The organism is Pseudomonas sp. B13(2017) (assembly GCF_002113245.1).
Lineage (GTDB): Bacteria > Pseudomonadota > Gammaproteobacteria > Pseudomonadales > Pseudomonadaceae > Aquipseudomonas > Aquipseudomonas putida_Z.
Map to the genome: position 1 here is coordinate 474,548 of NZ_NEJX01000001.1, position 24,720 is coordinate 499,267.

The window sequence follows — 24,720 nt, forward strand, 5'->3', positions numbered from 1 at the left end:
CTATCTGTTCCTTACAGGAGCCCTGCATGACCCTCGATCGCGATGCCGCTTCCCATGTAGCCGAGGTTTTGTCCGAAGCACTGCCTTACATCCGCCGCTTTGTCGGCAAGACCCTGGTGATCAAGTACGGCGGCAACGCGATGGAGAGCGAGGAGCTCAAGACCGGCTTCGCCCGTGACATCGTGCTGATGAAGGCTGTGGGCATCAACCCGGTGGTGGTCCACGGTGGTGGCCCGCAGATCGGCGACCTGCTCAAGCGCCTGTCGATCGAAAGCCACTTCATCGACGGCATGCGCGTCACCGACTCGGCGACCATGGACGTGGTGGAGATGGTGCTGGGTGGCCAGGTCAACAAGGATATCGTCAACCTGATCAACCGCCACGGCGGCAGCGCCATCGGCCTGACCGGCAAGGACGCGGAGCTGATCCGCGCCCGCAAGCTGACCGTCAGCCGCCAGACGCCCGAGATGACCACCCCGGAAATCATCGACATCGGCCACGTGGGCGAAGTGGTAAGCGTGAACACCGACCTGCTGAACATGCTGGTGAAGGGCGACTTCATCCCGGTGATCGCGCCGATCGGCGTGGGTGCCAACGGTGAGTCGTACAACATCAACGCCGACCTGGTGGCAGGCAAGGTAGCCGAAGCGCTGAAGGCCGAGAAGCTGATGCTGCTGACCAACATCGCCGGCCTGATGGACAAGCAGGGCGAGGTACTGACCGGCCTGACCACCGAGCAGGTCAACGAGCTGATCGCCGACGGCACCATCTACGGCGGCATGCTGCCGAAGATCAAGTGCGCGCTGGATGCGGTGCAGGGCGGCGTCAACAGCTCGCACATCATCGATGGCCGCGTGCCGAATGCGGTGCTGCTGGAGATCTTCACCGACAGCGGCGTGGGTACCCTGATCACCAACCGCAAGCAGCGCTGATTGGTTGGTTAGCCTGCACTGGCCCTATCGCCGGCAAGCCAGCTCCCACAGAGATCCCACAAGATTCGAAACCTGTGGGGTATTTGTGGGAGCTGGCTTGCCGGCGATGAGGCCGGTGCAGACAGAAACAAAAAAGGCGACCTTCACAAGAAGGTCGCCTTTTTCATTCCCAGGCCCGGATCAGATCCCGTACTGCGCCCGGTAAGCCTCGACAGCCGGCAGATGCTGCTTCAGCTGTGGGTCATCGGCCAGGAACTCCAGCACCTGGGTCAGCGAAACGATGCTGACCACAGGGATACCGAAGTCACGCTCCACTTCCTGGATCGCCGACAGCTCGCCATTGCCGCGCTCTTCGCGGTTCAGCGCGATCAGCACGCCAGCGGCCTTGGCCTGCTGGGCATTGATGATCTGCATGACCTCACGAATGGCGGTACCGGCGGTGATCACATCGTCGATGATCAGCACGTCACCGGCCAGCGGTGCACCGACCAGGCTGCCACCTTCACCGTGGTCCTTGGCTTCCTTGCGGTTGAAGCACCATGGCACGTCGAGCTGATGCTGATCGGCAAGGGCCACGGCGGTAGTCGCTGCCAGCGGGATACCTTTGTAGGCCGGGCCGAACAGCACATCGAACGGGATCTTGCTGTCGACGATGGCTGCGGCATAGCAACGGCCCAGTTCGGCCAGGGCGGAACCGGTGTTGAACAGGCCGGCATTGAAGAAATACGGGCTGGTACGCCCCGATTTCAGGGTGAATTCACCGAAACGCAGTACCCCGCGATCGATGGCAAAACGGATGAAGTCGCGCTGATACGGCTGCATGGATAGTCCCGGACACCACGGATTTAGCTAAATGGGTTGAGCTCGGGTATCATACACGCACGAGATTTTTGGGGCCATTTATGCGGATCATCAGTGTGAACGTAAATGGCATTCAGGCTGCGGCCGAGCGTGGTTTGCTCAGCTGGCTGCAAGCCCAGAATGCCGACGTCATCTGCCTTCAGGATACCCGCGCCTCGGCCTTTGAACTCGATGACCCAGCTTTCCAGCTCGATGGCTATTTCCTTTATGCCTGCGACGCGGAGGTGCCTGCCCAAGGTGGTGTGGCCCTGTATTCGCGCATGCAGCCCAAGGCAGTCATCACCGGCCTGGGCTTCGAGACAGCCGACCGCTACGGGCGTTACCTGCAAGCAGATTTCGACAAAGTCAGTATTGCCAGCCTGCTGCTGCCTTCGGGGATGAACGGCGACGAAGACTTGAACCAGAAGTTCAAGTTGATGGACGACTTCGCCAAGTACCTGGACAAACAGCGTCGCAAGCGTCGCGAATACATCTACTGCGGCTCGTTCTACGTGGCGCAGCAGAAGCTCGACATCAAGAACTGGCGTGACAGCCAGCAGTCGCCGGGCTTCCTGGCGCCGGAGCGTGCCTGGATGGACGCGATCACCGGCGAGATGGGTTACGTCGATGCCCTGCGCGAAGTCAGCCGTGAGGGCGACCAGTACAGCTGGTGGCCGGACAACGAGCAGGCCGAGATGCTCAACCTGGGCTACCGGTTCGACTACCAGATCCTCACCCCGGGCCTGCGCCGCTTCGTGCGCAACGCCCGCCTGCCGCGTCAGCCGCGCTTCTCCCAGCATGCGCCGCTGATTGTCGACTATGACTGGACGTTGACCATTTGAATGCGATTGGGGCTGCTTTGCAGCCCTTCGCGGGCACGCCCGCTCCCACAGGTTAATCACTGCCTTGAGGTTTGTGTTGTACTTGTGGGAGCGGGCGCGCCCGCGAAGGGCCGCAGAGCGGCCCCAACTGCTATTTGATCGGCCGCCAGATCATCGGGTAGCGATACGGCTTGCCCTCATTCGCCCGCACAGCCGCAATGATGATCAGGATCATCACCGCGACCATCAGCATGGCGAACAGCACCAGCCCGATGAACACGAACATCAGCAGGAAGCAGATGAACCCGGCAATGGTCACGCTGATCTGAAAATTCAGCGCCTCTTTGCCCTGGGCGTCGATGAAAGGGTCTTGCTCGCGCTTGAGGTGCCACAGCACCAGCGGGCCCAGCAAGTGCCCGAGCGGCACCACCAGGCCCAGCAGCGCGGAGAGGTGGCAGAACATCGCCCACTGCCGGATTTCGGCATTGGGCGGGGTGATCGACAGGTTCGATTCGCTCATGCCCCGCACCTCCCTGGCTGGGTTCAGTCGGCCAGTGCCGCCTGCTGCAGTTCGAAGATCTCGCTCATGCCCTTCTGTGCCAGGGCGAGCATGGCGTTGAAGTCTTCAGGCTGGAACGGCGCGCCTTCGGCAGTACCCTGCACTTCGATGAAACCACCGGCGCTGGTCATGACCACGTTCAGGTCGGTTTCGGCGGCGGAGTCTTCCAGGTAGTCCAGGTCGAGCACCGCTTCGCCCTGGTACATGCCCACCGACACTGCGGCGATCATGTGCTTGAGCGGGTTGCCGGCCTTCAGGCCACCGCGCTTCTTGATCACCGCCAGGGCGTCGCACAGGGCGACCATGGCACCGGTGATGGATGCGGTACGGGTGCCACCATCGGCCTGGATCACGTCGCAGTCGACGTACAAGGTGATGTCACCGAGCTTGCTCATGTCCAGCGCGGCGCGCAGCGAACGGCCGATCAGGCGCTGGATTTCCAGGGTGCGGCCACCCTGCTTGCCACGGCTGGCTTCGCGCTGGTTACGCTCGCCGGTGGAACGCGGCAGCATGCCGTATTCGGCGGTCAGCCAACCTTGGCCCTGGCCTTTGAGGAAGCGCGGCACACCGTTTTCCACGCTGACCGTGCAGATGACCTTGGTGTCACCGAACTCGACCAGTACCGACCCTTCGGCGTGCTTGGTGTAGTTGCGGGTGATGCGGATCGAGCGGAGCTGATCGGCGGCGCGACCACTTGGACGTTTCATCTGGGATACCTGTACTGGGACTTTGAATCTGCCGAGCATTATAGAGCCCACGGCCCGGGGAAGACATGCCTATTGTCGCGCCCGACACAGCCCGTCGCCTTTTCCTGCCGGCCAGGCCACCCGTCGGTAACATGGGTGGATTGGGCGCCAAGGCCCCACTGCGCTACAATCCTGCGCCTTGCAGCCGAGAGGCTCCCACCGTTCATTCATATACGCGAGGTACTCCCCATGGTGCACAGCATGACCGCTTTTGCTCGTGTCGAGCGCGCCGGCAGCCAAGGCACCCTGGTCTGGGAGCTGCGTTCGGTCAACCACCGTTACCTGGAGCCGCACCTGCGCCTGCCCGAGGCCCTGCGCGACCTCGAAGGCGCCGTGCGCGAAGGCCTGCGCCAGGGCCTGTCGCGGGGCAAGGTGGAATGCACCTTGCGCCTCAACGAAGACAGCAACGGCAAACCGCTGAAGGTGGACCGCGAGCGCGCCGCGCAGCTGGTTGCCGCCGCCGAGGAAGTGGCCGGCCTGATCAAGCAGCCGGCACCACTGAACCCGCTGGAGGTGCTGTCGTGGCCAGGCGTGCTGGTGGCCGACGCCAGCGACCCGCAGGCACTGAATACCGAAGCCATGGCGCTGTTCGATGAAGCACTGGCCGAGCTCAAGGCCGGGCGCCAGCGCGAAGGCCAGGAACTGGCCCGGCTGATCAACGAACGCCTGGACAACATGGCCAGCGAAGTCACCACCCTGCGCGCCCTGGTGCCGCAGATGCTGGCAGCTCAGCGGCAGAAGATCCTCGACCGCTTCGGCGACATGCAGGCCGAACTCGACCCGCAGCGCCTGGAGCAGGAGATGGTGCTGCTGGCCCAGAAGAGCGACGTGGCCGAGGAACTCGACCGCCTCAGCACCCACGTCACCGAAGTGCGCCGAGTGCTCAAGGGTGGCGGCGCCGCCGGCCGGCGCCTGGACTTCCTGATGCAGGAACTCAACCGCGAGGCCAACACCCTCGGCTCCAAGGCCTTCGACCCACGCAGCACGCAAGCGGCGGTCAACCTGAAGGTATTGATCGAACAGATGCGTGAACAAGTACAGAACATCGAGTAAGGCCACCCCGACCATGAACCACAGCAGCGGCACCCTCTACATCGTTTCGGCCCCTTCGGGCGCCGGCAAGACCAGCCTGGTCACCGCCCTGATCAAGGCCGACAAGCGCGTAAGCGTCTCGGTCTCGCACACCACCCGCGCCATGCGCCCGGGCGAGCAGCACGGCGTGAACTACCACTTCGTCAGCCATGACGACTTCAAGGGGCTGATCGCCAAGGGTGACTTCCTCGAGCACGCCGAAGTGTTCGGCAATTTCTACGGGACTTCGCGCAGCGCGCTGCAAGAGGTACTCGACCAGGGCAATGACCTGATCCTGGAAATCGACTGGCAAGGCGCCCAGCAGGTACGCAAGCTGATGCCCGAGGCTTTGTCGGTGTTCATCCTGCCGCCGAGCCAGCAGGCCCTGCGCGAGCGCCTGGATGGCCGCGGGCAGGACAGCGAAGAGATCATCGCCGGGCGCATGAAGGAAGCGGTCAGCGAGATGGTGCATTACGACGAGTATGACTACGTGATCATCAACGATGACTTCGACGTGGCGCTGGAAGACTTGAAGGCAGTGTTCCGCTCGAACCGCCTGGTGCTGAAGAAGCAGCAACAGCGCAACAGCGGGCTGCTGAAAGAACTGCTCTCCTGATAGACCCCATGGGGCTGCTTTGCAGCCCTTCGCGGCGGTTCGGCGCCCCGACACGCCCGCTCCCACAGGTTACTCACTGCCTTTGAGGCCTGTGCTGTACCTGTGGGAGCGGGCGTGTCGGGGCGCCGAACCGCCGCGAAGGGCCGCAAAGCGGCCCCAATCATTTATTCCTGCAGTGGCAAGGTAGCCTGCTGACGCAGGGTAGCCCCCAGGAAGTACGCCGGCGCGCGCAGGCGCGACAGCATCATCAGCACTATCCCCAGCACCGAGATGATCGCGGCGATCACGAACACCAGCCCCAGCCCACCCACATGCGAGCCGCTGCCGAAGTCCGGCGAGGCGCTGTCGATGGCGGTACGCACGAAGATAACCGACAAGATCACCCCACCCACCAGCGGGCACAGGCCGCGCATCAGGAAGTGGCGCAGGCTGTCGAACAGGCTGTGGCGGAAGTACCAGACACAGGCGAAGGCCGTCAGCGAATAGTAGAAGCAGATCATCATGCCCAGTGCAGTGATGGTATCTGCCAACACGTTCTCGCTCAGGGTGCGCATGGTCACGTAGAACAGGCCCGCGGCCACGCCGGCGCAGATAGTGGCGTAACGCGGGGTCTGCGAACGAGGGCAGACGCTGGCGAACTTCTGCGGCACCGCACCGTAGTAACCCATGGCCAACAGGGTGCGCGCCGGCGACACGAAGGTCGACTGCAGCGACGCCGCGGTACTGGCCAGCACGGCGATGGACATCAGGATCGCCAGCGGCCCCATGACCGGACCGGCCAGGTGGGCGAAGACGTTTTCCTGGATGCGCGGGTTGTTGAGGCCCAGGCCTTGTTCGCTGATACCGGCAAACTGCAGGGTGGCAATCGCGGTGAACAGGTACAGGCCGAGGATCAGCAGCACGGTCCAGGTGGCCGCCTTGCCCGGCACCTCGTCACTGCCGACCGATTCCTCGCTGACAGTCAGGCACACGTCCCAGCCCCAGAAGATAAAGATCGACAGCGACAGCCCGGCGGCAAAGGCCGAGAACGATTCGACGCCGAACGGGTTGAACCAGGCGAAATCGAATTCCAGCGGTGGCGGCGCAGTGGTTTCGCCGAAAGCGGCAAAGGCAAAGCCGATCAGCACCAGCAACTGCAGGGCCACCAAGCCATATTGCACGGTCATGGTGGTGGTCATTCCGCGGCAGCAGATCCACACCGCAAGGGCGATGAAAACGCAACAGGTGGTTATGTTGATGAGCAGGTTGTCGGCCAAGGCCGCCAATTCATGCTTGCCGGTGATCTGGCCAAGGAACAGGTAGAAGAAGTCGACCGCCACCCCTGCCAGGTTCGACAACACGATGGTGGTGGCGACCACCAGGCCCCAGCCACCGATCCAGCCGATCATCGGGCCGAAGGCACGCGCCGACCAGGTAAACGAAGTACCGCTGTCCGGCTCCGCCGAGTTCAGTTCGCGGTAGCCCAAGGCTACCAGCAGCATCGGCAGGAAGCCGACGATGAACACCGCCGGCAGGTGCGCGCCCACTTCACGCACGGTCGGGCCAAGGGCACCGGTAAGGGTGTAGACCGGGGCGATGGTGGAAATGCCCAGCACCACGCTGGCCAGCAAGCCCAGCCGGCCGGTGGCCAGGCCCTTGCTGCGCTGGGTGTTGCCCGCGTCGGCCGCCACGTCGGGTGGGCGGCCGGCTTCTGTGTAATTGCTCATGAGTATTTGCCGTAAATTTTGGAATTGTTTTCACAGGCCTTGCGTACAAGGCCCGCTTTCACTCATTGAAAGCTTGCTGCCGGGAACAAGTCATCCGAGACCTTCGGGTGACGTCAGAATGCCTCCTGCCGTGCGCCCTCCCGTGTAGCGTAAGCAATGCAGGCCTCGCGAAACGCCTGGAACAGGCGCAGCGAGACCGGGTTTTCGGTAAATCGCCACTCCGGGTGCCACTGCACGCCGAGCACAAAACCCGGCGCCGCAGGCATGGACACTGCTTCGATCAGGCCATCCGGGGCCCGTGCCTCGACGCGCAGGCCCGGGGCCAGTCGGTCAATCCCCTGGCTGTGCAGCGAGTTGACCTCGAACTGCGCCGCCAGGCCCAGGCGCTCGAACAACCCGCCAGGCTCGATGCCGACAAGGTGACGAGGGCCGTATTGCACCTCCAGGGGTGCGTCCTCAGGTTCACGGTGGTCAAGGTAGCCGGGCAGTTCCTGCACGCGCTGGTGCAGGCTGCCGCCCAGGGCCACGTTCAATTCCTGGTAGCCACGGCAGATACAGAACACCGGCACACCGGCGGCAATGGCCGCCTGCAACAACGGCAGGGTCAGGCGATCGCGTGCCAGATCGTGCCGGGTACCCGCCGCGCTGGGGGCGCCATTGTAATGATGCGGTTCGATATTTGAAGGTGAGCCGGTAAAAACAATGCCGTGCAGACGGGCCAGCAGCGCCTGCGTGTCGCTGCCCCCGTCACGGGCCGGCAAGATCAATGGCAAGCCGGCAAAGCCGGCCGCCTCGACATACTTGTCGCCTACCGTATGCGACGAGTTCTTCCCCACCTGCTGGCGGCAGGCGCTGACACCGATCAAGGGGACCGCATTTGCGCTCATGGGCTTACACCGTGTGCAGGTACCAGTTGTACTCGAGGTCGGAAATCGACACTTCGAACTCGGCCAGTTCGCTTTCCTTGCAGGCCACGAAGATATCGATGTAGTCCGGGCTGATGTATTGGTTGAGGACTTCGCTGTCGTCCAGCGCGCGCAGGGCATCGCGCAGGTTGTTCGGCAGGCTCTGCTCCAGCTGTTCGTAGGAGTTGCCTTCGATCGGTGCCTGCGGCTCGACCTGGTTGGTCAGGCCGTGGTGAACACCGGCGAGGATCGCCGCGAGCATCAGGTAGGGGTTGGCGTCGGCACCGGCCACGCGGTGCTCGAGGCGCACGTTGTCGCTGCTGTCGGTTGGCACGCGCACCGCCACGGTACGGTTGTCCAGGCCCCAGCTTGGCGCATTGGGCACGTAGAACTGCGCGCCGAAGCGGCGGTAGGAGTTGATGTTCGGGCAGAGGAAGGCCATCGACGCCGGCATGGTCTCCAGCACACCACCGATGGCATGGCGCAGCGCGTCGCTTTGCAGCGGGTCGTCGCTGGCGAAGATGTTCTTGCCGGTTTTCTTGTCCAGCAACGAAATGTGCACGTGCAGGCCATTGCCTGCCTGGCCCGGGTAGGGCTTGGCCATGAAGGTGGTGTCCATTTCATGGTCGTAGGCAACGTTCTTGATCAGGCGCTTGAGCAGGATCGCGTAGTCGCAGGCCTTCAGCGGGTCGGCAACATGATGCAGGTTGACCTCGAACTGTGCCGGGGCGCTTTCCTTGACGATGGCGTCGGCGGGCAGGCCTTGCTCCTTGGCCGCTTCGAGCATGTCCTGCAGGCAGTCGGCATATTCATCGAGGTCGTCGATCAGGTACACCTGGGTCGACTGCGGGCGCTTGCCGGAAATCGGCGAGCGCGGCGGCTGCGGGCGACCGTTGAGGTTGTCCTGGTCGATCAGGTAGAACTCCAGCTCGAACGCGGCGCAGATATCCAGGCCCAGGTCATCGAACTTGCTCACCACCTGGCGCAGTACTTCGCGCGGGTCGGCGAAGAACGGCTGGCCATCCAGTTCGTGCATGGTCATCAGCAGCTGGGCGGTGGGGCGCTTCTGCCACGGCTCGTCCGACAGCGTGCCGGGGATCGGGAAGCAGATGCGGTCGGCATCGCCGATGTCCAGGCCAAGGCCGGTGCTCTCGACGGTGGACCCGTTGATGTCCAGGGCGAACAGCGATGCCGGCAGGTTGATGCCCTTCTCGTACACCTTGTGCAGGCTGGCCCGCTCGATGCGCTTGCCACGTACCACGCCGTTCATGTCGGAGATCAGCAGGTCGACGTACTGCGTGTCCGGATGGGCCTGGAGGAAGTCATTCATCTCGCTGGAAGAACTGGCGCACGGGGTTACCGACGTCATGGCTGTACATCCTTTGATTTGCTGCGGCGATGTGGGGGATACGGCTGGCGCCTCACGGGCGACGATGGTTGCAGCTGTTGTTCTTTTCACTTTCCCATCGTGGGGATTGGTTACCCGACCGGGCGCATTGATTCCCGGGGGCCGTTTCACTATAAAATGGCCAAAACGCAACAGACATTGGCAATTCGGCAAGCAGAGCGTGCACCAATGCAATATCAGATTACCCATGCCGACCTCTCTCTGGTCCTGGCCCTGGAACGTGGCCGCTCGCTGGCCAAGGCTGCCGAGTTGCTCAAGGTCGATGTTTCGACGGTGTTCCGCTCGATCCGCCGGCTGGAGTCGGCGCTGGGCACAGCCTTGTTCGTCAAGAGCCGCAAAGGCTACCTGCCGACCGACACCGCCCAGGCCCTGGCCGAGCAGGCCGAACGCGCCGAGCAGGCGCTGGAGGCGGCGCGCATCGCCATGACCAGTGGCGAACAGGTGGTCAGCGGAACCGTGCGCCTGACCTGTACCGAGGCGGTGATGCACAGCCTGCTGCTGCCGGCGCTGGCCGAGTTCATGCCCAACTACCCGGCCTTGTCGCTGGAGATGGGTACCTCCAACACCTTCGCCAACCTCAGCCGGCGCGATGCCGACATTGCCCTGCGCCTGACCAACACGCCGCCGGAGCACCTGGTGGGCCGCAACCTGGGGTCCACCTCCTACGTGGTCTGCGGCCAGCCGCAGTGGCGCGAGCGCCTGGCCGAGTCACCTGCCAGCGTGCCGTGGATCGCCCCCGACGACTCGATGCAGGACCACCCCACGGTGGTCTGGCGCAACCAGCAGCACCCGGGTTTGAGCCCGCGCTACCAGTGCAGCGGCATGTCGACCATCGCCCAGCTGGTCACGGCCGGGCTCGGCGTGGCAGCGTTGCCGGACTACATGGTGCACGCGCTGCCCGGGGTGGATGCGCTGAGCGGACCGCTGCCGGGTTGCGACACCCAGCTGTGGCTGCTGACCCGGCCGGACTGCCGGGCGTTGCGCTCGGTGCAGACCCTGTTCGAGGAGCTGACCCCGCGGTTGCGTGACGCGATGCTCTGAGGTTATCGTCAGGTTCAAGTATTGATAGCGTCTGCTCCGGCCTTTTCGCGGCACGCCCGCTCCCACAGGTAAAGCGGCGGCGGTGAGAACTGTGCAGGACTTGTGGGAGCGGGCGTGCCCGCGAAGAACTCCACACCGATCTACCCGACAAAACAGCGCTTCCCTATTGGCTGGTGATTTTTTAAACTATCGAGTCCGCCTGCCCATTATTGGGCTGCACGCCCACCGCAATTGCTACTGAGGAAGACCATGGCCCGCGTAACTGTTGAAGACTGCCTGGAACACGTGGATAACCGCTTTGAGCTGGTCATGCTCTCGACCAAGCGCGCTCGCCAGCTGGCGACCGGCGGCAAAGAGCCACGCGTTGCGTGGGAAAACGACAAGCCGACCGTTGTTGCCCTGCGTGAAATCGCCGAAGGCATCGTCACCAACGAGTTCATCGCCGCTGAAGAGATCGTCACCGAGGATCCGGTGTTCGCCGCGTTCGAGGACGAGAACAACGAGGCTGTCTGATTGATGCCAGGTCGACGTCGCACGGCGCAAGGCCCCCTTCCTCGGCAGGAGGTGAACCCATGCCGGGTATAGAAGCCTTGGCCGAACGGCTGTCGACCTATCTTGGCCCCGAACAGGTCAACCTGGTCCGGCGCGCCTATTTCTACGCCGAACAGGCCCACGATGGGCAGCGCCGCCGCAGCGGCGAGCCCTACGTGACCCACCCGCTGGCCGTGGCCAGCATCCTCGCCGACATGCACATGGACCATCAGAGCCTGATGGCGGCCATGCTGCACGACGTGATCGAAGATACCGGCATCGCCAAGGAAGCCCTCAGCCAGCAGTTTGGCGAGACCGTGGCCGAACTGGTCGATGGGGTCAGCAAGCTGACCCAGATGAACTTCGAGACCAAGGCCGAGGCGCAGGCCGAAAACTTCCAGAAAATGGCCATGGCCATGGCCCGCGACATCCGCGTGATCCTGGTCAAGCTGGCCGACCGCCTGCACAACATGCGCACCCTGGAAGTGCTGTCCGGCGAAAAACGCCGACGCATCGCCAAGGAAACCCTCGAGATCTACGCCCCCATCGCCAACCGCCTGGGCATGCACACCGTGCGCGTGGAGTTCGAGGACCTCGGCTTCAAGGCCATGCACCCGATGCGTTCGTCGCTGATCCACCGTGCGGTGAAAAGCGCTCGCGGCAACCGCAAGGAGATCGTCGCCAAGATCGAGCATTCGCTGGCCAACTGCCTGGCCGCCGACGGCATCGAGGGCGAGGTCAGCGGCCGACAGAAACACCTCTATGGCATCTACAAGAAGATGCGCGGCAAGCGCCGCGCCTTCAACGAGATCATGGACGTGTACGCCTTCCGCATCGTCGTCGACAAGGTCGACACCTGCTACCGCGTACTCGGTGCGGTGCACAACCTGTACAAGCCGCTGCCCGGTCGCTTCAAGGATTACATCGCGATCCCCAAGGCCAACGGCTACCAGTCGTTGCACACCACGCTGTTCGGCATGCACGGCGTGCCCATCGAAATCCAGATCCGCACCCGCGAGATGGAAGAGATGGCCAACAACGGCATCGCCGCGCACTGGCTGTACAAGTCCAACGACGACGAGCAGCCCAAGGGCAGCCACGCCCGCGCCCGCCAGTGGGTCAAGGGCATCCTCGAGCTGCAGCAACGTGCCGGCAACTCGCTGGAATTCATCGAAAGCGTGAAGATCGACCTGTTCCCGGACGAGGTCTACGTGTTCACGCCCAAAGGCCGCATCATGGAGCTGCCCAAAGGCTCCACAGCGGTCGACTTCGCCTACGCGGTGCACACCGACGTCGGCAACAGCTGCATCGCCTGCCGCATCAACCGCCGCCTGGCGCCGCTGTCCGAACCGCTGCAAAGCGGCTCGACGGTGGAAATCGTCAGCGCCCCGGGCGCACGGCCGAACCCGGCCTGGCTCAACTTCGTGGTTACCGGCAAGGCGCGCACGCACATCCGCCACGCGCTCAAGCAACAGCGCCGCTCCGAGTCCATCAGCCTGGGCGAACGCCTGCTGAACAAGGTGCTCACCGGCTTCGACAGCAGCCTGGAAATGATCCCCCAGGAGCGTATCCAGGCGATTCTCGCCGAGTACCGCCTGGAGCTGATCGAAGACCTGCTCGAAGACATCGGCCTGGGCAACCGCATGGCATACGTGGTCGCGCGCCGCCTGCTGTCGGCCGAAGGCGAGCAGTTGCCGGCACCGGAAGGCCCGCTGGCGATCCGCGGTACCGAAGGCCTGGTGCTGAGCTACGCCAAGTGCTGCACGCCGATCCCGGGCGACCCGATCGTCGGCCACCTGTCAGCCGGCAAGGGCATGGTCGTGCACCTGGAAAACTGCCGCAACATCAGTGAAATCCGCCACAACCCGGAGAAGTGCGTACAGCTCTCCTGGGCCAAGGACATCACCGGTGAATTCAATGTCGAGTTACGTGTCGAACTGGAGCACCAGCGCGGCCTGATTGCCCTGCTGGCCAGCAGTGTCAACGCCGCCGACGGCAACATCGAGAAGATCAGCATGGACGAACGCGACGGCCGTATCAGCGTGGTCCAACTGGTGGTCAGCGTGCACGACCGCGTGCACCTGGCGCGTGTGATCAAGAAGCTGCGTACCCTGACCGGTGTGGTCCGCATCACCCGCATGCGTACGTAGTCCGCCAACCGCAAGGAGTCATCATGAGCAAGACCGTCATCAACAGCGACAAGGCCCCTGCCGCCATCGGCACCTACTCGCAGGCGATCAAGGCCGGCAACACCGTGTACATGTCGGGCCAGATCCCGCTGGACCCAAAGACCATGGAACTGGTCGAAGGCTTCGAAGCCCAGACCGTACAGGTGTTCGAGAACCTCAAGGCCGTGGCTGAAGCCGCTGGCGGTTCGTTCAAGGACATCGTCAAGCTGAACATCTTCCTCACCGACCTGAGCCACTTCGCCAAGGTCAACGAGGTGATGGGCCGCTACTTCGAGCAGCCTTACCCGGCCCGCGCCGCCATCGGCGTTGCCGCGCTGCCGAAAGGCGCCCAGGTCGAAATGGACGCCATCCTGGTCATCGAATGATGCCCCCGGTGACGGGCGCCCTGCCCGTCACCTTCCCTTCTCTGCAAGGTTACCCCGTCATGCGTCACGCACTGCCCCTCGCGCTGGCAGCCCTGCTTCTGGGCGGCTGCGCCAGCCACAAACCCGAAGATTTCAACGGTACCTGGATCAACCAGGATGCCATCAATGCGGCCGTCAAGGGCGGCAGCCTGCGTCAGGCGCTCAATGAGCACGGGCCGGTGTTCGAGTGGAAGCTCGACGTCGCCAGCCAACAGGCCAGCTACAGCAATGGTTTCGAAGCGGCCGACGGCCAGCTGAGCTCCACCGACAAGCAATGGCAGGCCAGCTTCCAGGGCGGCCAGACCGAACAGCTGTCGCTCGATGGCGACGAACTGCAGGCGGTCGATCAACGCGGCGGCAAGCAGACCTTCGTGCGCGCCAAAGCACCGGCGGCGACCAATGCGCCACTGGGCAGCAGCTTCGAGAAAGCCCTGTACCAGGCCTATCTGGGCGGCAACTGGAAGATCATCGAAGGCCAGGGCAAAGGTGCCAGCGTGCGCTTCGGCGACACCGGCAACGTCACCGGCCTGCCTGGGCCAGACCGTTTCGCCCTGTGCCTGGCGGGTGATTGCGCGACCATGGGTGGCAGCAATGACAGCCTGTGGCTGGAGCGCAACCAGCGTGGCGCGCCGTTCATCCTCAAGCGCGATGGCGACAAGCTGGAGATCTTCCAGGCGGTGAACCGCGCACAGCCGGATGAAATGCCAGTATTGGCGGCCGGCAAGCGCCAGTGGATGTTGGAACTGGACTGAAGCCTGCTGAAATCGTGGTCGAACTCACCGGCCTCTTCGCGGGTAAACCCGCTCCCACAGGCACACCGCCAGGCTTGAAACCAGCGGCGCACCTGTGGGAGCGGGTTTACCCGCGAAGAGGCCGGTAGACTCAGCGCACGCCTTTCAGGATTGCGGCATAGCCTTCCCTGTAACTCGGATACACCGGCGCCCAGCCCAATGCCCGCGCCCGGGCATTACTGCAGCGCTTGCTGCCGGTACGCCGCACTCGCTGCTCATCCGACCACTCGGTTACCCCCATGTACGCCCGCAGCCAGGCCACCACATCGGCCAGCGGCGCCGGGTCGTCGTCGACGCCGATGTAGCAGTCGTCGAGCACCTTGCCGTCGGCATCGGCCTGCAACAGGAACGCCAACAGGCTGGCGGCATCCTCGGCATGGATGCGGTTGCCATACAGCGGTGGTTCCTCGGCCACGCGGTAGCCCTGGCGCACCTGACTGAGCAGCCACTCGCGGCCGGGGCCATAGATGCCGGTCAGGCGCACCACGCTGGCCGGGATACCGCTGGCCAGCGCCAGCCGCTCAGCCTCCAGCATCAACCGCCCGGAATAACCTTCAGGCTCGGTGGCCGCGCCTTCTTCGATCCACTCGCCGTCCTTCTGTGCATACACGCTGCTGCTGGACACGAACAGCAGGCGCCGTGGGCGTTGGCCGCGCTCGGCCAGCCAACCCAGCACATGGCGTAAACCGTCGACATAGGCTGCCTGGTAACCCGCCTCGTCGTGCTGGCTAGCCGCCACGCAATACACCAGGTAGTCCGGCGCGCGCTGCGGCCAGGCGTCGGGGATCGATGGCTCGGACAAGTCCGCCGCCACCGGCACGACCCCCGCAGGCAACTGCCCGACCGAGCGACGCAGGCCGCTCACCTGCCAGCCGCGCGCAAGCATCTGCCGGGCAAGACGCCCGCCTACATCACCACATCCCACCACCATCACGGAAAGGTCTGACATCTCTAAACTCCCTAGACCAATTGATCAGCCCGACCACGCTACACGATGGATGGCTAGACCATAGGCGAAAAAAGCAACAAGATTACTTTTGTTAACAAGAATTACTTGCAATAATGGCCGCCAAATTGTTCTCGGCCTACCTCGAGGCCTTGGAGAACGTTCACTTTATTCTTCATCAGGTCCGGCCAGCATGACACGTACTCAACCTTCCGCTTCGCCAACCCCGTCGCGCGCCTGGCGCGCCATCGCCGCGCTGACGCTCGGCCTGGTGCTGGCCCCGGTGGCCATGGCCGATGAGCCAACCGCCAATGCTGCCGCGCCTGCTGCCGCTACCGCACCAGCTGCGCCGGCCGCTGCCCCAGCCGCAGCACCGGCTGCCGACGCAGTTGCCGCCACCCCGGTTGATGCCCCGGTCGCTGCAGACCCGAGCGTCGAAGCCCTGGTTGAAGACACCTCGCTGGGCATGGCCCACGACCTGTCCCCATGGGGCATGTACAAGAACGCCGACGTGGTGGTCAAGGCGGTGATGATCGGCCTGGCCATCGCCTCCATCATCACCTGGACCATCTGGATCGCCAAAGGCTTCGAGCTGATGGGCGCCAAGCGTCGCCTGCGTGGTGAAATCGCCCTGCTGAAGAAGTCCGCCAGCCTCAAGGAAGCCAGCGACGTTTCCAACAAGGAAGGCACCCTGGCCCACACCCTGGTCCACGACGCCCTCGAAGAGATGCGCCTGTCGGCCAATGCCCGCGAAAAAGAAGGCATCAAGGAGCGCGTCAGCTTCCGCCTGGAGCGCCTGGTACACGCCAGCGGCCGCAACATGAGCAGCGGCACCGGCGTACTCGCCACCATCGGCTCCACTGCGCCGTTCGTCGGCCTGTTCGGTACCGTATGGGGCATCATGAACAGCTTCATCGGCATCGCCAAGACCCAGACCACCAACCTGGCCGTGGTTGCCCCGGGTATCGCCGAGGCCCTGCTGGCCACCGCCCTGGGCCTGGTCGCCGCAATCCCGGCCGTGGTCATCTACAACGTCTTCGCCCGCTCCATCGCCGGCTACAAGGCCCAGGTGTCCGACGCCTCCGCCCAGGTGCTGCTGCTGGTCAGCCGTGACCTGGACCACCAGGGCAGCGAGCGCGCCGCCCCGCACATGGTGAAAGTGGGGTAAGCCATGGGCCTGCATCTCAACGAAGGTGGCGACGACCTCGCCGAAAACCACGAAATCAACGTTACGCCGTTCATCGACGTGATGCTGGTGCTGCTGATCATCTTCATGGTCGCAGCCCCCTTGGCCACGGTCGACATCAAGGTCGACCTGCCGGCCTCGACCGCCAAGCCGGCGCCGAGGCCCGAGAAACCGGTGTTCGTCAGCGTCAAGGCCGACCAGAAGCTGTACGTCGGCGACGATCAGGTCCCTGCCCCTGACCAGCTTGGCCCGATGCTCGATGCCAAGACCAAGGGTGACAAGGAAACCACCATCTTCTTCCAGGCTGACAAAGGCGTGGATTACGGTGACCTGATGGAAGTGATGAACAACATGCGCGCGGCCGGCTACCTGAAAGTCGGTCTGGTAGGTCTCGAGACGGCAGCCAAGAAATGACAAGAACGCGCTCTAACATGGCGCGCTACGGTGGCAGCCTGGCGATCGTGCTGGGCGTGCACGTGGTCGCCGTGCTGCTGACGCTCAACTGGTCGGTGCCCCAGGCCATCGAACTGCCACCGGCAGCCATGATGGTCGAGCTGGCGCCATTGCCGGAGCCTGCGCCACCACCGCCCCCGAAAGCGGCGCCGCAGCCACCGGCGCCGGTCGAGGAACCGCCGCTGCCGAAGCTGGCCGAGGCACCCAAGCCCAAAATCGCCATTCCCAAGCCGCCCAAGCCGAAGGCCAAGCCACAGCCGCCCAAGCCCGAGAAAAAGCCTGAGCCGCCGAAGGAAGCACCGCCGACCGAACAAACGGTAGACGCACCGCCCAGCAACACGCCGCCGCAGAAGTCCGCGGCACCGGCGCCAAGCATTGCGTCCAACAGCAACGCCCTGCCGACCTGGCAGAGCGACCTGCTGCGTCACCTGGCCAAGTACAAGCGTTACCCGGAAGACGCGCGCCGTCGCGGCCTGCAGGGCATCAACCGCCTGCGCTTCGTGGTCGACGCCGAAGGCAAGGTGGTGTCGTACTCCATGGCCGGTGGCTCGGGTAGTGCCGCCCTGGACCGGGCGACGCTGGAAATGATCCGTCGGGCCGGCACGGTACCCAAGCCGCCACCCGAGTTGCTGAACAATGGCACGATCGAAGTCGTGGCACCGTTCGTCTACTCGCTGGACCGCCGCTGAGACTTTTGTTTCTGTCACAAATCGGCAAGTCTGATAACGTGCGTCTATCGATTGCAGCCGCTATGCTGGGCTCGCAACTTCATGGACGCACGTTATGACCCTCACAGAATTACGCTACATCGTCACACTCGCCCAGGAACAGCACTTCGGCCATGCCGCCGAACGCTGCCACGTGAGCCAGCCGACCCTGTCGGTCGGTGTGAAGAAGCTCGAGGATGAGCTTGGCGTGCTGATCTTCGAGCGCAGCAAGAGCGCGGTCCGCCTGACCCCTGTCGGCGAAAGCATCGTCGCCCAGGCGCAAAAGGTACTGGAGCAGGCCCAGGGCATTCGCGAGCTGGCCCAGGCCGGCAAGAACCAGCTGACCGCCCCGCTCAAGGTCGGTGCCATCTACACCGTCGGCCCGTACCTGTTCCCGCACCTGATCCCTCAGCTGCACCGCGTGGCGCCGCAGATGCCGCTGTACATCGAAGAGAACTTCACCCATGTACTGCGCGAAAAGCTGCGCAACGGCGAACTGGATGCGGTGATCATCGCCCTGCCGTTCAACGAAGCCGACGTGCTGACCCTGCCGCTGTACGATGAACCGTTCTGCGCCCTGATGCCGGCCGACCACCCGTGGACGGCGAAAAAGACCATCGACACCGCCATGCTCAACGACAAGAGCCTGTTGCTGCTCGGTGAAGGCCACTGCTTCCGCGACCAGGTGCTGGAAGCCTGCCCAACGCTGAACAAGGGCGGTGAAGGCTCCAAGCACACCACGGTCGAGTCCAGCTCGCTGGAAACCATCCGCCACATGGTGGCCTCGGGCCTTGGCGTGTCGATCCTGCCGCTGTCGGCGGTGCACAGCCACCACTACGCCCCCGGCGTCATCGAGGTTCGCCCACTGACCGCACCGGCACCATTCCGCACCGTGGCCATCGCCTGGCGCGCCAGCTTCCCACGGCCGAAGGCCATCGAGATCCTCGCCGACTCGATCCGCCTGTGCTCGGTCGCCAAAGCCCCTGCGGAACAACCGGCCTGAGTCATGAGTGAGCTGTCGAAGGTCCCGGTCACGGTACTCAAGGGGGTTGGCGAGGCCATGGCGGAGAAACTCGCCAAGGTCGGCCTGGAGAACCTGCAGGATGTGCTGTTCCACCTGCCCCTGCGCTACCAGGACCGCACCCGCGTGGTGCCGATCGGCCAACTGCGCCCTGGCCAGGACGCGGTGATCGAGGGCGTGGTCAGCGGCGCCGACGTGACCATGGGCAAGCGCCGCAGCCTGGTGGTGCGCCTGGGTGACGGCAGCGGCGTGCTGAGCCTGCGCTTCTACCACTTCAGCAACGCGCAGAAGGAAGGCCTCAAGCGTGGCACCCACCTGCGCTGCTACGGCGAGGCCCGCCCCGGCGCCTCGGGCCTGGAAATCTACCACCCGGAGTACCGCGCACTGAACGGCGACGAGCCGCCGCCACCGGTCGAGCAGACCCTGACGCCGATCTACCCGTCCACCGAAGGCCTTACCCAGCAACGCCTGCGCCTGCTGTGCCAGCAGAGCCTGGGCCTGCTCGGCCCGCGCAGCCTGCCGGACTGGCTGCCCGACGAACTCGCCCGGGACTACCAGTTGGCGCCGCTGGACGATGCCATCCGCTACCTGCACAACCCGCCGGCCGACGCCGACCTCGACGAGCTTGCCGAAGGCCAGCACTGGGCCCAGCACCGCCTGGCCTTCGAAGAACTGCTGACTCACCAGCTGTCGCAGCAACGCCTGCGCGAAAGCCTGCGCAGCCTGCGCGCGCCGGTGCTGCCCAAGGCCCAGCGCCTGCAGGCGCAGTACCTGGCCAACCTGGGCTTCCAGCCGACCGGCGCGCAGCAGCGGGTGGCCAACGAAATTGCCTACGACCTCAGCCAGCACGAGCCGATGATGCGCCTGGTGCAGGGCGATGTGGGTGCCGGCAAGACCGTGGTCGCCGCCCTGGCCGCGCTGCAGGCCCTGGAGGCCGGCTACCAGGTGGCCTTGATGGCGCCCACCGAGATCCTCGCCGAACAGCACTACATCACCTTCAAGCGCTGGCTCGAACCGCTGGGCATCGAAGTGGCCTGGCTGGCCGGCAAGCTCAAGGGCAAGGCTCGGGCAGGCGCCCTGGAGCAGATCGCCAACGGTGCGCCAATGGTGGTCGGCACCCATGCGCTGTTCCAGGAAGAGGTGAAGTTCAAGCACCTGGCCCTGGCGATCATCGATGAACAACACCGTTTTGGCGTGCAGCAACGCCTGGCCCTGCGCAAGAAGGGCGTGGCCGGGGAATTGTGCCCGCACCAGCTGATCATGACCGCCACGCCCATTCCGCGCACCTTGGCCATGAGCGCCTATGCCGATCTGGACACCTCGGTGCTCGACGAACTGCCACCCGGGCGTACCCCGGTGAACACCGTGCTGGTGGCCGACAGCCGCCGCTTCGAAGTGGTCGAGCGGGTGCGCGCCGCCTGCGCCGAAGGGCGCCAGGCCTATTGGGTGTGCACCCTGATCGAAGAATCCGAAGAGCTGACCTGCCAAGCCGCCGAAAGCACCTATGAGGAGCTGGGCAGTGCCCTGGGCGAGCTGCGGGTGGGGCTGATCCACGGGCGCATGAAGCCGGCGGAAAAGGCCGAGATCATGGCCGAGTTCAAGGCCGGCAACCTGCAGTTGCTGGTCGCCACCACGGTCATCGAGGTGGGCGTGGACGTGCCCAATGCCAGCCTGATGATCATCGAGAACCCCGAGCGCCTGGGCCTGGCCCAGTTGCACCAGTTGCGCGGCCGGGTTGGCCGGGGCAGCGCCGTCAGCCATTGCGTGCTGCTGTACCACCCGCCACTGTCGCAGATCGGCCGCGAGCGCCTAGGGATCATGCGAGAAACCAACGACGGCTTCATCATCGCCGAGAAAGACCTGGAACTGCGGGGCCCAGGCGAGATGCTCGGCACGCGCCAGACCGGCCTGTTGCAGTTCAAGGTCGCCGACCTGATGCGCGACGCCGACCTGCTGCCGGCCGTGCGCGACGCTGCCCAGGCCCTGATCGCACGCTGGCCGGAGCACGTCAGCCCACTGCTCGATCGCTGGCTGCGTCATGGCCAGCAATATGGCCAAGTGTGACGCTGGTCCCATAATGGATCCAGTTTTGCCCCCAGGCTGGTTATACTTCGCGTTTAAAAGAATCAGTGGATACGGACCATGACTGAAGTTGCCCTGGACACCGCAACCCCACACGCTCCCTCGGTCATCCGGCTGCTGCTCGACAAACTCGGCGTGGCCTACCGCGAGGTGGTCGAACATCCGCACCTGCTGGCAGCGTCGCGGGTACAGGCCGTGCTGCTCGACGACGAGGTCGGCGCCCTGATGGTGCTGTTCCCGCAGAGCCAGCTGCTGGACCTCAACCGCCTGGCCGAACTGACCGGGCGCAAGCTCACCGCGGTGTCGGTGCCGCGCCTGAAGCAGATGCTGGACAAGCACCAGCTCAAGGCCCTGCCGGGCATCCCGGCGCTGACCAGCTCGCCGTGCCAGTACGAAAAGAGCCTGCTCGACGCCGATAAAGTGTTGATCCAGTCTGGCGAAGCCGGCCTGCTGCTGGAAATCGAACGCGCGCACTTCAAGCGCATGCTGGTCAAGGCCAGCGCCAGCAGTTTCGGCCAGGAAGTCGAGGCCATCAGCCCCAACCTCGACCGCCCCGATGATGACACCCGGGAAATCACCAACGCTGTCCAGGCCTTCACTGCCCGGCGCATCCAGAAGCGCCTGGAAGAAACCATCGAAATCCCGCCGCTGGCCGACACCGCGCAAAAGATCATCAAGCTGCGGGTAGACCCCAACGCCAGCATCGACGATATCACCGGCGTGGTCGAAACCGACCCGGCGCTGGCAGCACAGGTGGTGAGCTGGGCGGCATCGCCCTACTACGCCTCACCTGGCAAGATCCGCTCGGTGGAAGATGCCATCGTGCGTGTGCTGGGCTTCGACCTGGTGATCAACCTGGCCCTGGGCCTGGCGCTGGGCAAGACCCTGAGCCTGCCGAAAGACCACCCTCAACAGGCCACGCCGTACTGGCAGCAGTCGATCTACACCGCCGCGATCATCGAAGGCCTGACCCGCGCCATGCCACGGGCCGAGCGCCCCGAGGCCGGCCTGACCTACCTGGCCGGGCTGCTGCACAACTTTGGCTACCTGCTGTTGGCGCACGTTTTCCCGCCACACTTCTCGCTGATCTGCCGCCACCTGGAGGTCAACCCGCACCTGTGCCACACCTACGTGGAACAACACCTGCTGGGCATCAGCCGCGAGCAGATCGGTGCCTGGTTGATGAAGCTGTGGGACATGCCGGAAGAACTGTCCACCGCGCTGCGCTTCCAGCACGACCCGGCCTATGACGGCGAGTTTTCGGCGTTCCCCAACCTGGTGTGCCTGGCCACCCGCCTGCTGCGCTCGCGGGGGATTGGCTCGGGGCCGCAGCAGGAGATTCCAGACGAGTTGCTGGAGCGGCTGGGGATTACCCGGGACAAGGCCGAGGATGTGGTGAACAAGGTGCTCGAGGCAGAGAGCCTGCTGCGTGAGCTGGCTTCGCAGTTCCACGCACCGCATTAAGCATTAACGCGTAACCTGTGGGAGCGGGCGTGCCCGCGAACACCGGCGAAGCCGGTGCCATGCACCGCGTCGTTTGTTTCGCGGGCATGCCCGCTCCCACAGGTAAAGCGTCGACATCCCCGTTGGGTTTCAGCCCTTCTTCTTCGGCTTCAGGTACTTCATCAACCCCTGGAACCACATCACCAGCGCCGGGTTGCCCTTGATCTGGATGTGCTTGTCCTGAATCCCCTGCATGAACGCCAACTGCTTGTTACCTGCCTGCATGGTGGCGAAGCCATAGGCGGCGTCCTTGAAGGCAATGGCGAACGCCGGCTGCGGGTGCGCGCCGCCCTTGCTGCTGACGCGTTCGTTGTTGACGATGAAGTGCCGGGCGACCTTGCCGTCCAGGGTCTGCATCTGGAACACCAGGTCCTTGCCCTTGAGCTGCTGCTGGAACGCCGGGTTGTTGCGGCTGGCCCTGGCCATCAACAGCCCCATGGCCCAGAGAAGAAAGCGGAACTTCATCAACGCGCCTCGAATTAAAAGTGACTAAGGCGCGCAGTCTATCCTTTTCCGGAACTGTTTATGCAAGTTCGAAACATTTTGCCTGCAGAAAGCACAACGGGCGCCCTGGGGCGCCCGCTTGGCTGACACTGGGGTTGTCAGGGAGCGATCACTTGCCTTTCTTGGCCGGCTTGACGGGGGCGTTGACGCTGTCGCGCAGGTTCTTGCCTGGCTTGAAAGCCACGGTATTGCTGGCCTTGATCTTGACCGGTTCACCGGTTTGCGGGTTCTTGCCGGTACGCGCACCGCGATGACGTTTTTCGAAGGTGCCGAAACCGACCAGGGTCACGGTGTCCTTGTCCAGGGCACCCGTGATGCTGTCGAGAATCGCGTTCAAAACCTGATTGGCCTTTTCCTTGGTCAGATCGGCCTTTTCGGCGATGACGGCGGCGAGTTCTGGTTTGCGCATAGTGAAGCCTCTTTGACGGAATTCTTGTTGTTATGCCGTGCTGCCCTGGGAGCAGCGCTCAAGGCACCGCAGGCTCTAATCTGCGGCAGACGGAAGTGAGGATGGCACGTGCACAGGGGCCGCGCCAGTATCTGGGCGGCCATTGTGCAAGCAACAACAGGATAAATCCGACAGAACGCCAGCTATTTACGCCATCACGGCCGGCAGCTGGCGATTCAGGGCCAGCTTTTCCATCACGGCCGCCCCGGTGAGGGCGTAGCCCAGCAGCTTGCCCTCTGCATCAAGGCAGAGCACCTTGAGGTCACTGCCCTGCCCCTCTACCTGCCAGGTGCCTTCGTGGCCCTGGGGCGGCGGCGAGACCACCAGCGGGCAGGCCGGGGTTTTCACGGTGATCGGCATCGGCCCGTAGGCGACCGTTGTCGGCTTGCCGGCCAGGGTTTGCGCCAGGGCCCGGGCACAGCTCATCAGCGGCATCACATAGAGCAGGTTGATGCCATCGACTTCGGCACAGTCGCCAAGGGCGAATATGTTGGCGTGGGACGTGCGCAACTGGCGGTCCACGCAAACGCCGCGGTTGGTCTGCAGGCCAGCGGCTGCGGCCAGGTCGGTGCGCGGGCGCAGGCCGATGGCCGAAACCACCAGGTCGCAGGCGATCACGCTGCCGTCGGACAGGTGCGCCTCCAGGCCTTGGGCCACCTGCTGCAGGCGGGTCAGTACCGGGCCGAGGTGAAAGCGCACGCCCAGGCCTTCCAGCCCGGCCTGCACGGCAGTGGCAGCGGCCGGGTGCAGCAGGGTCGGCATGACTTGCTCGCACGGCGCTACCACATCGACCTGGAAGCCGCCCAGGCTCATGTCGTTGGCGAATTCGCAGCCGATCAGGCCGGCACCGAGGATCAGCACGCGCTGTTTGCCGACGGCGGCGGCACGGAAGCGCGCGTAGTCTTCCAGGTCGTTGATCGGGAACACCCGATCGCCACCATCACCTTCGATCGGCACCTGCACCGTCTGCGCGCCCCAGGCCAGCACCAGGTCGCGGTATTCCACCGCCTCTTCACCTATCCACAAACGCTTGTGGCCCGGGTCGATGCCGCTGATGCGGGTATGGGTGCGAATCTCGGCATTCAGTTGCTCGGCCATGGCGCCCGGCTCGGCCATGCACAGGCCGTCGGCGTCCTTCTGCTTGGCAAAGCCGGTGGACAGCATGGGCTTGGAGTAGGAACGACCGTCATCGGCGGTGATCAGCAGCAGCGGCGTCTGCGCATCGAGCTTGCGAAATTCACGGGCCAGGTTGTAGCCCGCAAGGCCGGTACCGATGATTACCACAGGGGACGTCATGTCGTGCTTTCCTC

Annotated in this window: 25 protein-coding genes; 15 read left to right on the forward strand and 10 right to left on the reverse strand. The window is 64.2% G+C overall.

Annotated features, from left to right (window positions below):
- Positions 1–26: 26 nt before the first annotated feature.
- Positions 27–932, forward strand: a complete 906-nt coding sequence (argB, locus tag CAG44_RS02120; RefSeq protein WP_003258198.1) for an acetylglutamate kinase — start codon at positions 27–29, stop codon at positions 930–932.
- Positions 933–1,112: 180 nt separating this feature from the next.
- Here the strand turns inward: argB and pyrE are convergent, their stop codons facing one another.
- Complete coding sequence (gene pyrE, locus CAG44_RS02125; RefSeq protein WP_003253405.1) at positions 1,113–1,754, reverse strand: orotate phosphoribosyltransferase; 642 nt, start codon at positions 1,752–1,754, stop codon at positions 1,113–1,115.
- An 80-nt stretch (positions 1,755–1,834) separates the two neighbouring features.
- Between pyrE and CAG44_RS02130 the strand changes: the two genes are divergently transcribed.
- Positions 1,835–2,614: an exodeoxyribonuclease III gene (locus tag CAG44_RS02130; protein WP_003253401.1), complete on the forward strand. Its 780-nt coding sequence runs from the start codon at positions 1,835–1,837 to the stop codon at positions 2,612–2,614.
- 130 nt (positions 2,615–2,744) lie between these two features.
- Here the strand turns inward: CAG44_RS02130 and CAG44_RS02135 are convergent, their stop codons facing one another.
- Both CAG44_RS02135 and rph read right to left on the reverse strand, forming a co-directional pair.
- Positions 2,745–3,113 carry a DUF4870 domain-containing protein gene (locus tag CAG44_RS02135; protein ID WP_003258195.1) on the reverse strand — a complete coding sequence of 123 codons (369 nt, stop codon included), beginning with the start codon at positions 3,111–3,113 and terminating at the stop codon, positions 2,745–2,747.
- 23 nt (positions 3,114–3,136) lie between these two features.
- Entirely contained in the window at positions 3,137–3,859 is a 723-nt protein-coding gene (gene rph, locus CAG44_RS02140; RefSeq protein WP_013974792.1) for a ribonuclease PH, read from the reverse strand.
- Positions 3,860–4,087: 228 nt separating this feature from the next.
- Between rph and CAG44_RS02145 the strand changes: the two genes are divergently transcribed.
- Entirely contained in the window at positions 4,088–4,951 is an 864-nt protein-coding gene (locus CAG44_RS02145; protein WP_025341114.1) for a YicC/YloC family endoribonuclease, read from the forward strand.
- Between the two features lie 13 nt (positions 4,952–4,964).
- Positions 4,965–5,585, forward strand: coding sequence for a guanylate kinase (gene gmk, locus CAG44_RS02150; RefSeq protein ID WP_085588808.1), 621 nt, complete (start codon positions 4,965–4,967; stop codon positions 5,583–5,585).
- Positions 5,586–5,749: 164 nt separating this feature from the next.
- On the opposite strand, the gene CAG44_RS02155 is transcribed toward gmk, so the two are convergent.
- The 3 genes from CAG44_RS02155 to CAG44_RS02165 all read right to left on the reverse strand — a co-directional run bounded on the left by CAG44_RS02155 (position 5,750) and on the right by CAG44_RS02165 (position 9,565).
- On the reverse strand, positions 5,750–7,291 hold the full coding sequence (locus CAG44_RS02155; RefSeq protein WP_013974795.1) for an APC family permease: 1,542 nt from the start codon (positions 7,289–7,291) through the stop codon (positions 5,750–5,752).
- Between the two features lie 113 nt (positions 7,292–7,404).
- Positions 7,405–8,178: a gamma-glutamyl-gamma-aminobutyrate hydrolase family protein gene (locus tag CAG44_RS02160; RefSeq protein ID WP_046613698.1), complete on the reverse strand. Its 774-nt coding sequence runs from the start codon at positions 8,176–8,178 to the stop codon at positions 7,405–7,407.
- A gap of 4 nt (positions 8,179–8,182) precedes the next feature.
- The gene (locus CAG44_RS02165) at positions 8,183–9,565 is read right to left on the reverse strand and encodes a glutamine synthetase family protein (RefSeq protein ID WP_015272334.1); all 1,383 of its coding nucleotides are present in this window, start codon (positions 9,563–9,565) and stop codon (positions 8,183–8,185) included.
- A 207-nt stretch (positions 9,566–9,772) separates the two neighbouring features.
- On the opposite strand from CAG44_RS02165, the gene CAG44_RS02170 reads away from it, so the two are divergent.
- The 5 genes from CAG44_RS02170 to CAG44_RS02190 all read left to right on the forward strand — a co-directional run bounded on the left by CAG44_RS02170 (position 9,773) and on the right by CAG44_RS02190 (position 14,521).
- Complete coding sequence (locus tag CAG44_RS02170) at positions 9,773–10,645, forward strand: LysR family transcriptional regulator (RefSeq protein WP_013974798.1); 873 nt, start codon at positions 9,773–9,775, stop codon at positions 10,643–10,645.
- A gap of 249 nt (positions 10,646–10,894) precedes the next feature.
- On the forward strand, positions 10,895–11,158 hold the full coding sequence (gene rpoZ / locus CAG44_RS02175; RefSeq protein WP_003253383.1) for a DNA-directed RNA polymerase subunit omega: 264 nt from the start codon (positions 10,895–10,897) through the stop codon (positions 11,156–11,158).
- 59 nt (positions 11,159–11,217) lie between these two features.
- The gene (gene spoT / locus CAG44_RS02180) at positions 11,218–13,326 is read left to right on the forward strand and encodes a bifunctional GTP diphosphokinase/guanosine-3',5'-bis pyrophosphate 3'-pyrophosphohydrolase (RefSeq protein ID WP_013974799.1); all 2,109 of its coding nucleotides are present in this window, start codon (positions 11,218–11,220) and stop codon (positions 13,324–13,326) included.
- A gap of 23 nt (positions 13,327–13,349) precedes the next feature.
- The gene (locus CAG44_RS02185) at positions 13,350–13,730 is read left to right on the forward strand and encodes a RidA family protein (RefSeq protein WP_009684531.1); all 381 of its coding nucleotides are present in this window, start codon (positions 13,350–13,352) and stop codon (positions 13,728–13,730) included.
- A 59-nt stretch (positions 13,731–13,789) separates the two neighbouring features.
- The gene (locus CAG44_RS02190; protein ID WP_085691510.1) at positions 13,790–14,521 is read left to right on the forward strand and encodes a hypothetical protein; all 732 of its coding nucleotides are present in this window, start codon (positions 13,790–13,792) and stop codon (positions 14,519–14,521) included.
- A gap of 130 nt (positions 14,522–14,651) precedes the next feature.
- On the opposite strand, the gene CAG44_RS02195 is transcribed toward CAG44_RS02190, so the two are convergent.
- Positions 14,652–15,509: an SDR family oxidoreductase gene (locus CAG44_RS02195; RefSeq protein WP_085691511.1), complete on the reverse strand. Its 858-nt coding sequence runs from the start codon at positions 15,507–15,509 to the stop codon at positions 14,652–14,654.
- 190 nt (positions 15,510–15,699) lie between these two features.
- Here CAG44_RS02195 and exbB point away from each other — a divergent pair, with 190 nt between their 5' ends.
- The 6 genes from exbB to CAG44_RS02225 all read left to right on the forward strand — a co-directional run bounded on the left by exbB (position 15,700) and on the right by CAG44_RS02225 (position 22,419).
- Positions 15,700–16,674 carry a tonB-system energizer ExbB gene (gene exbB, locus CAG44_RS02200; RefSeq protein WP_085691512.1) on the forward strand — a complete coding sequence of 325 codons (975 nt, stop codon included), beginning with the start codon at positions 15,700–15,702 and terminating at the stop codon, positions 16,672–16,674.
- Between the two features lie 3 nt (positions 16,675–16,677).
- Positions 16,678–17,106: a TonB system transport protein ExbD gene (gene exbD, locus CAG44_RS02205; RefSeq protein ID WP_013974803.1), complete on the forward strand. Its 429-nt coding sequence runs from the start codon at positions 16,678–16,680 to the stop codon at positions 17,104–17,106.
- Positions 17,103–17,834: an energy transducer TonB gene (locus tag CAG44_RS02210; RefSeq protein WP_085588821.1), complete on the forward strand. Its 732-nt coding sequence runs from the start codon at positions 17,103–17,105 to the stop codon at positions 17,832–17,834. Before exbD ends, CAG44_RS02210 begins: the two co-directional genes overlap by 4 nt.
- A 94-nt stretch (positions 17,835–17,928) precedes the next feature.
- Complete coding sequence (locus tag CAG44_RS02215) at positions 17,929–18,855, forward strand: hydrogen peroxide-inducible genes activator (protein WP_013974805.1); 927 nt, start codon at positions 17,929–17,931, stop codon at positions 18,853–18,855.
- A gap of 3 nt (positions 18,856–18,858) precedes the next feature.
- Positions 18,859–20,937, forward strand: a complete 2,079-nt coding sequence (gene recG / locus CAG44_RS02220) for an ATP-dependent DNA helicase RecG (RefSeq protein ID WP_025341120.1) — start codon at positions 18,859–18,861, stop codon at positions 20,935–20,937.
- Positions 20,938–21,015: 78 nt separating this feature from the next.
- The gene (locus tag CAG44_RS02225; protein WP_085691513.1) at positions 21,016–22,419 is read left to right on the forward strand and encodes an aminoacyl-tRNA deacylase and HDOD domain-containing protein; all 1,404 of its coding nucleotides are present in this window, start codon (positions 21,016–21,018) and stop codon (positions 22,417–22,419) included.
- 129 nt (positions 22,420–22,548) lie between these two features.
- On the opposite strand, the gene CAG44_RS02235 is transcribed toward CAG44_RS02225, so the two are convergent.
- The 3 genes from CAG44_RS02235 to CAG44_RS02245 form a co-directional block, all read right to left on the reverse strand.
- Complete coding sequence (locus CAG44_RS02235; protein WP_025341122.1) at positions 22,549–22,923, reverse strand: SCP2 sterol-binding domain-containing protein; 375 nt, start codon at positions 22,921–22,923, stop codon at positions 22,549–22,551.
- Positions 22,924–23,071: 148 nt separating this feature from the next.
- Positions 23,072–23,371 (reverse strand): HU family DNA-binding protein, encoded by a 300-nt coding sequence (locus CAG44_RS02240; RefSeq protein WP_013974808.1) that lies wholly within the window; start codon positions 23,369–23,371, stop codon positions 23,072–23,074.
- Between the two features lie 186 nt (positions 23,372–23,557).
- Positions 23,558–24,706, reverse strand: a complete 1,149-nt coding sequence (locus CAG44_RS02245) for an NAD(P)/FAD-dependent oxidoreductase (protein ID WP_085588827.1) — start codon at positions 24,704–24,706, stop codon at positions 23,558–23,560.
- Positions 24,707–24,720 lie beyond the last annotated feature (14 nt).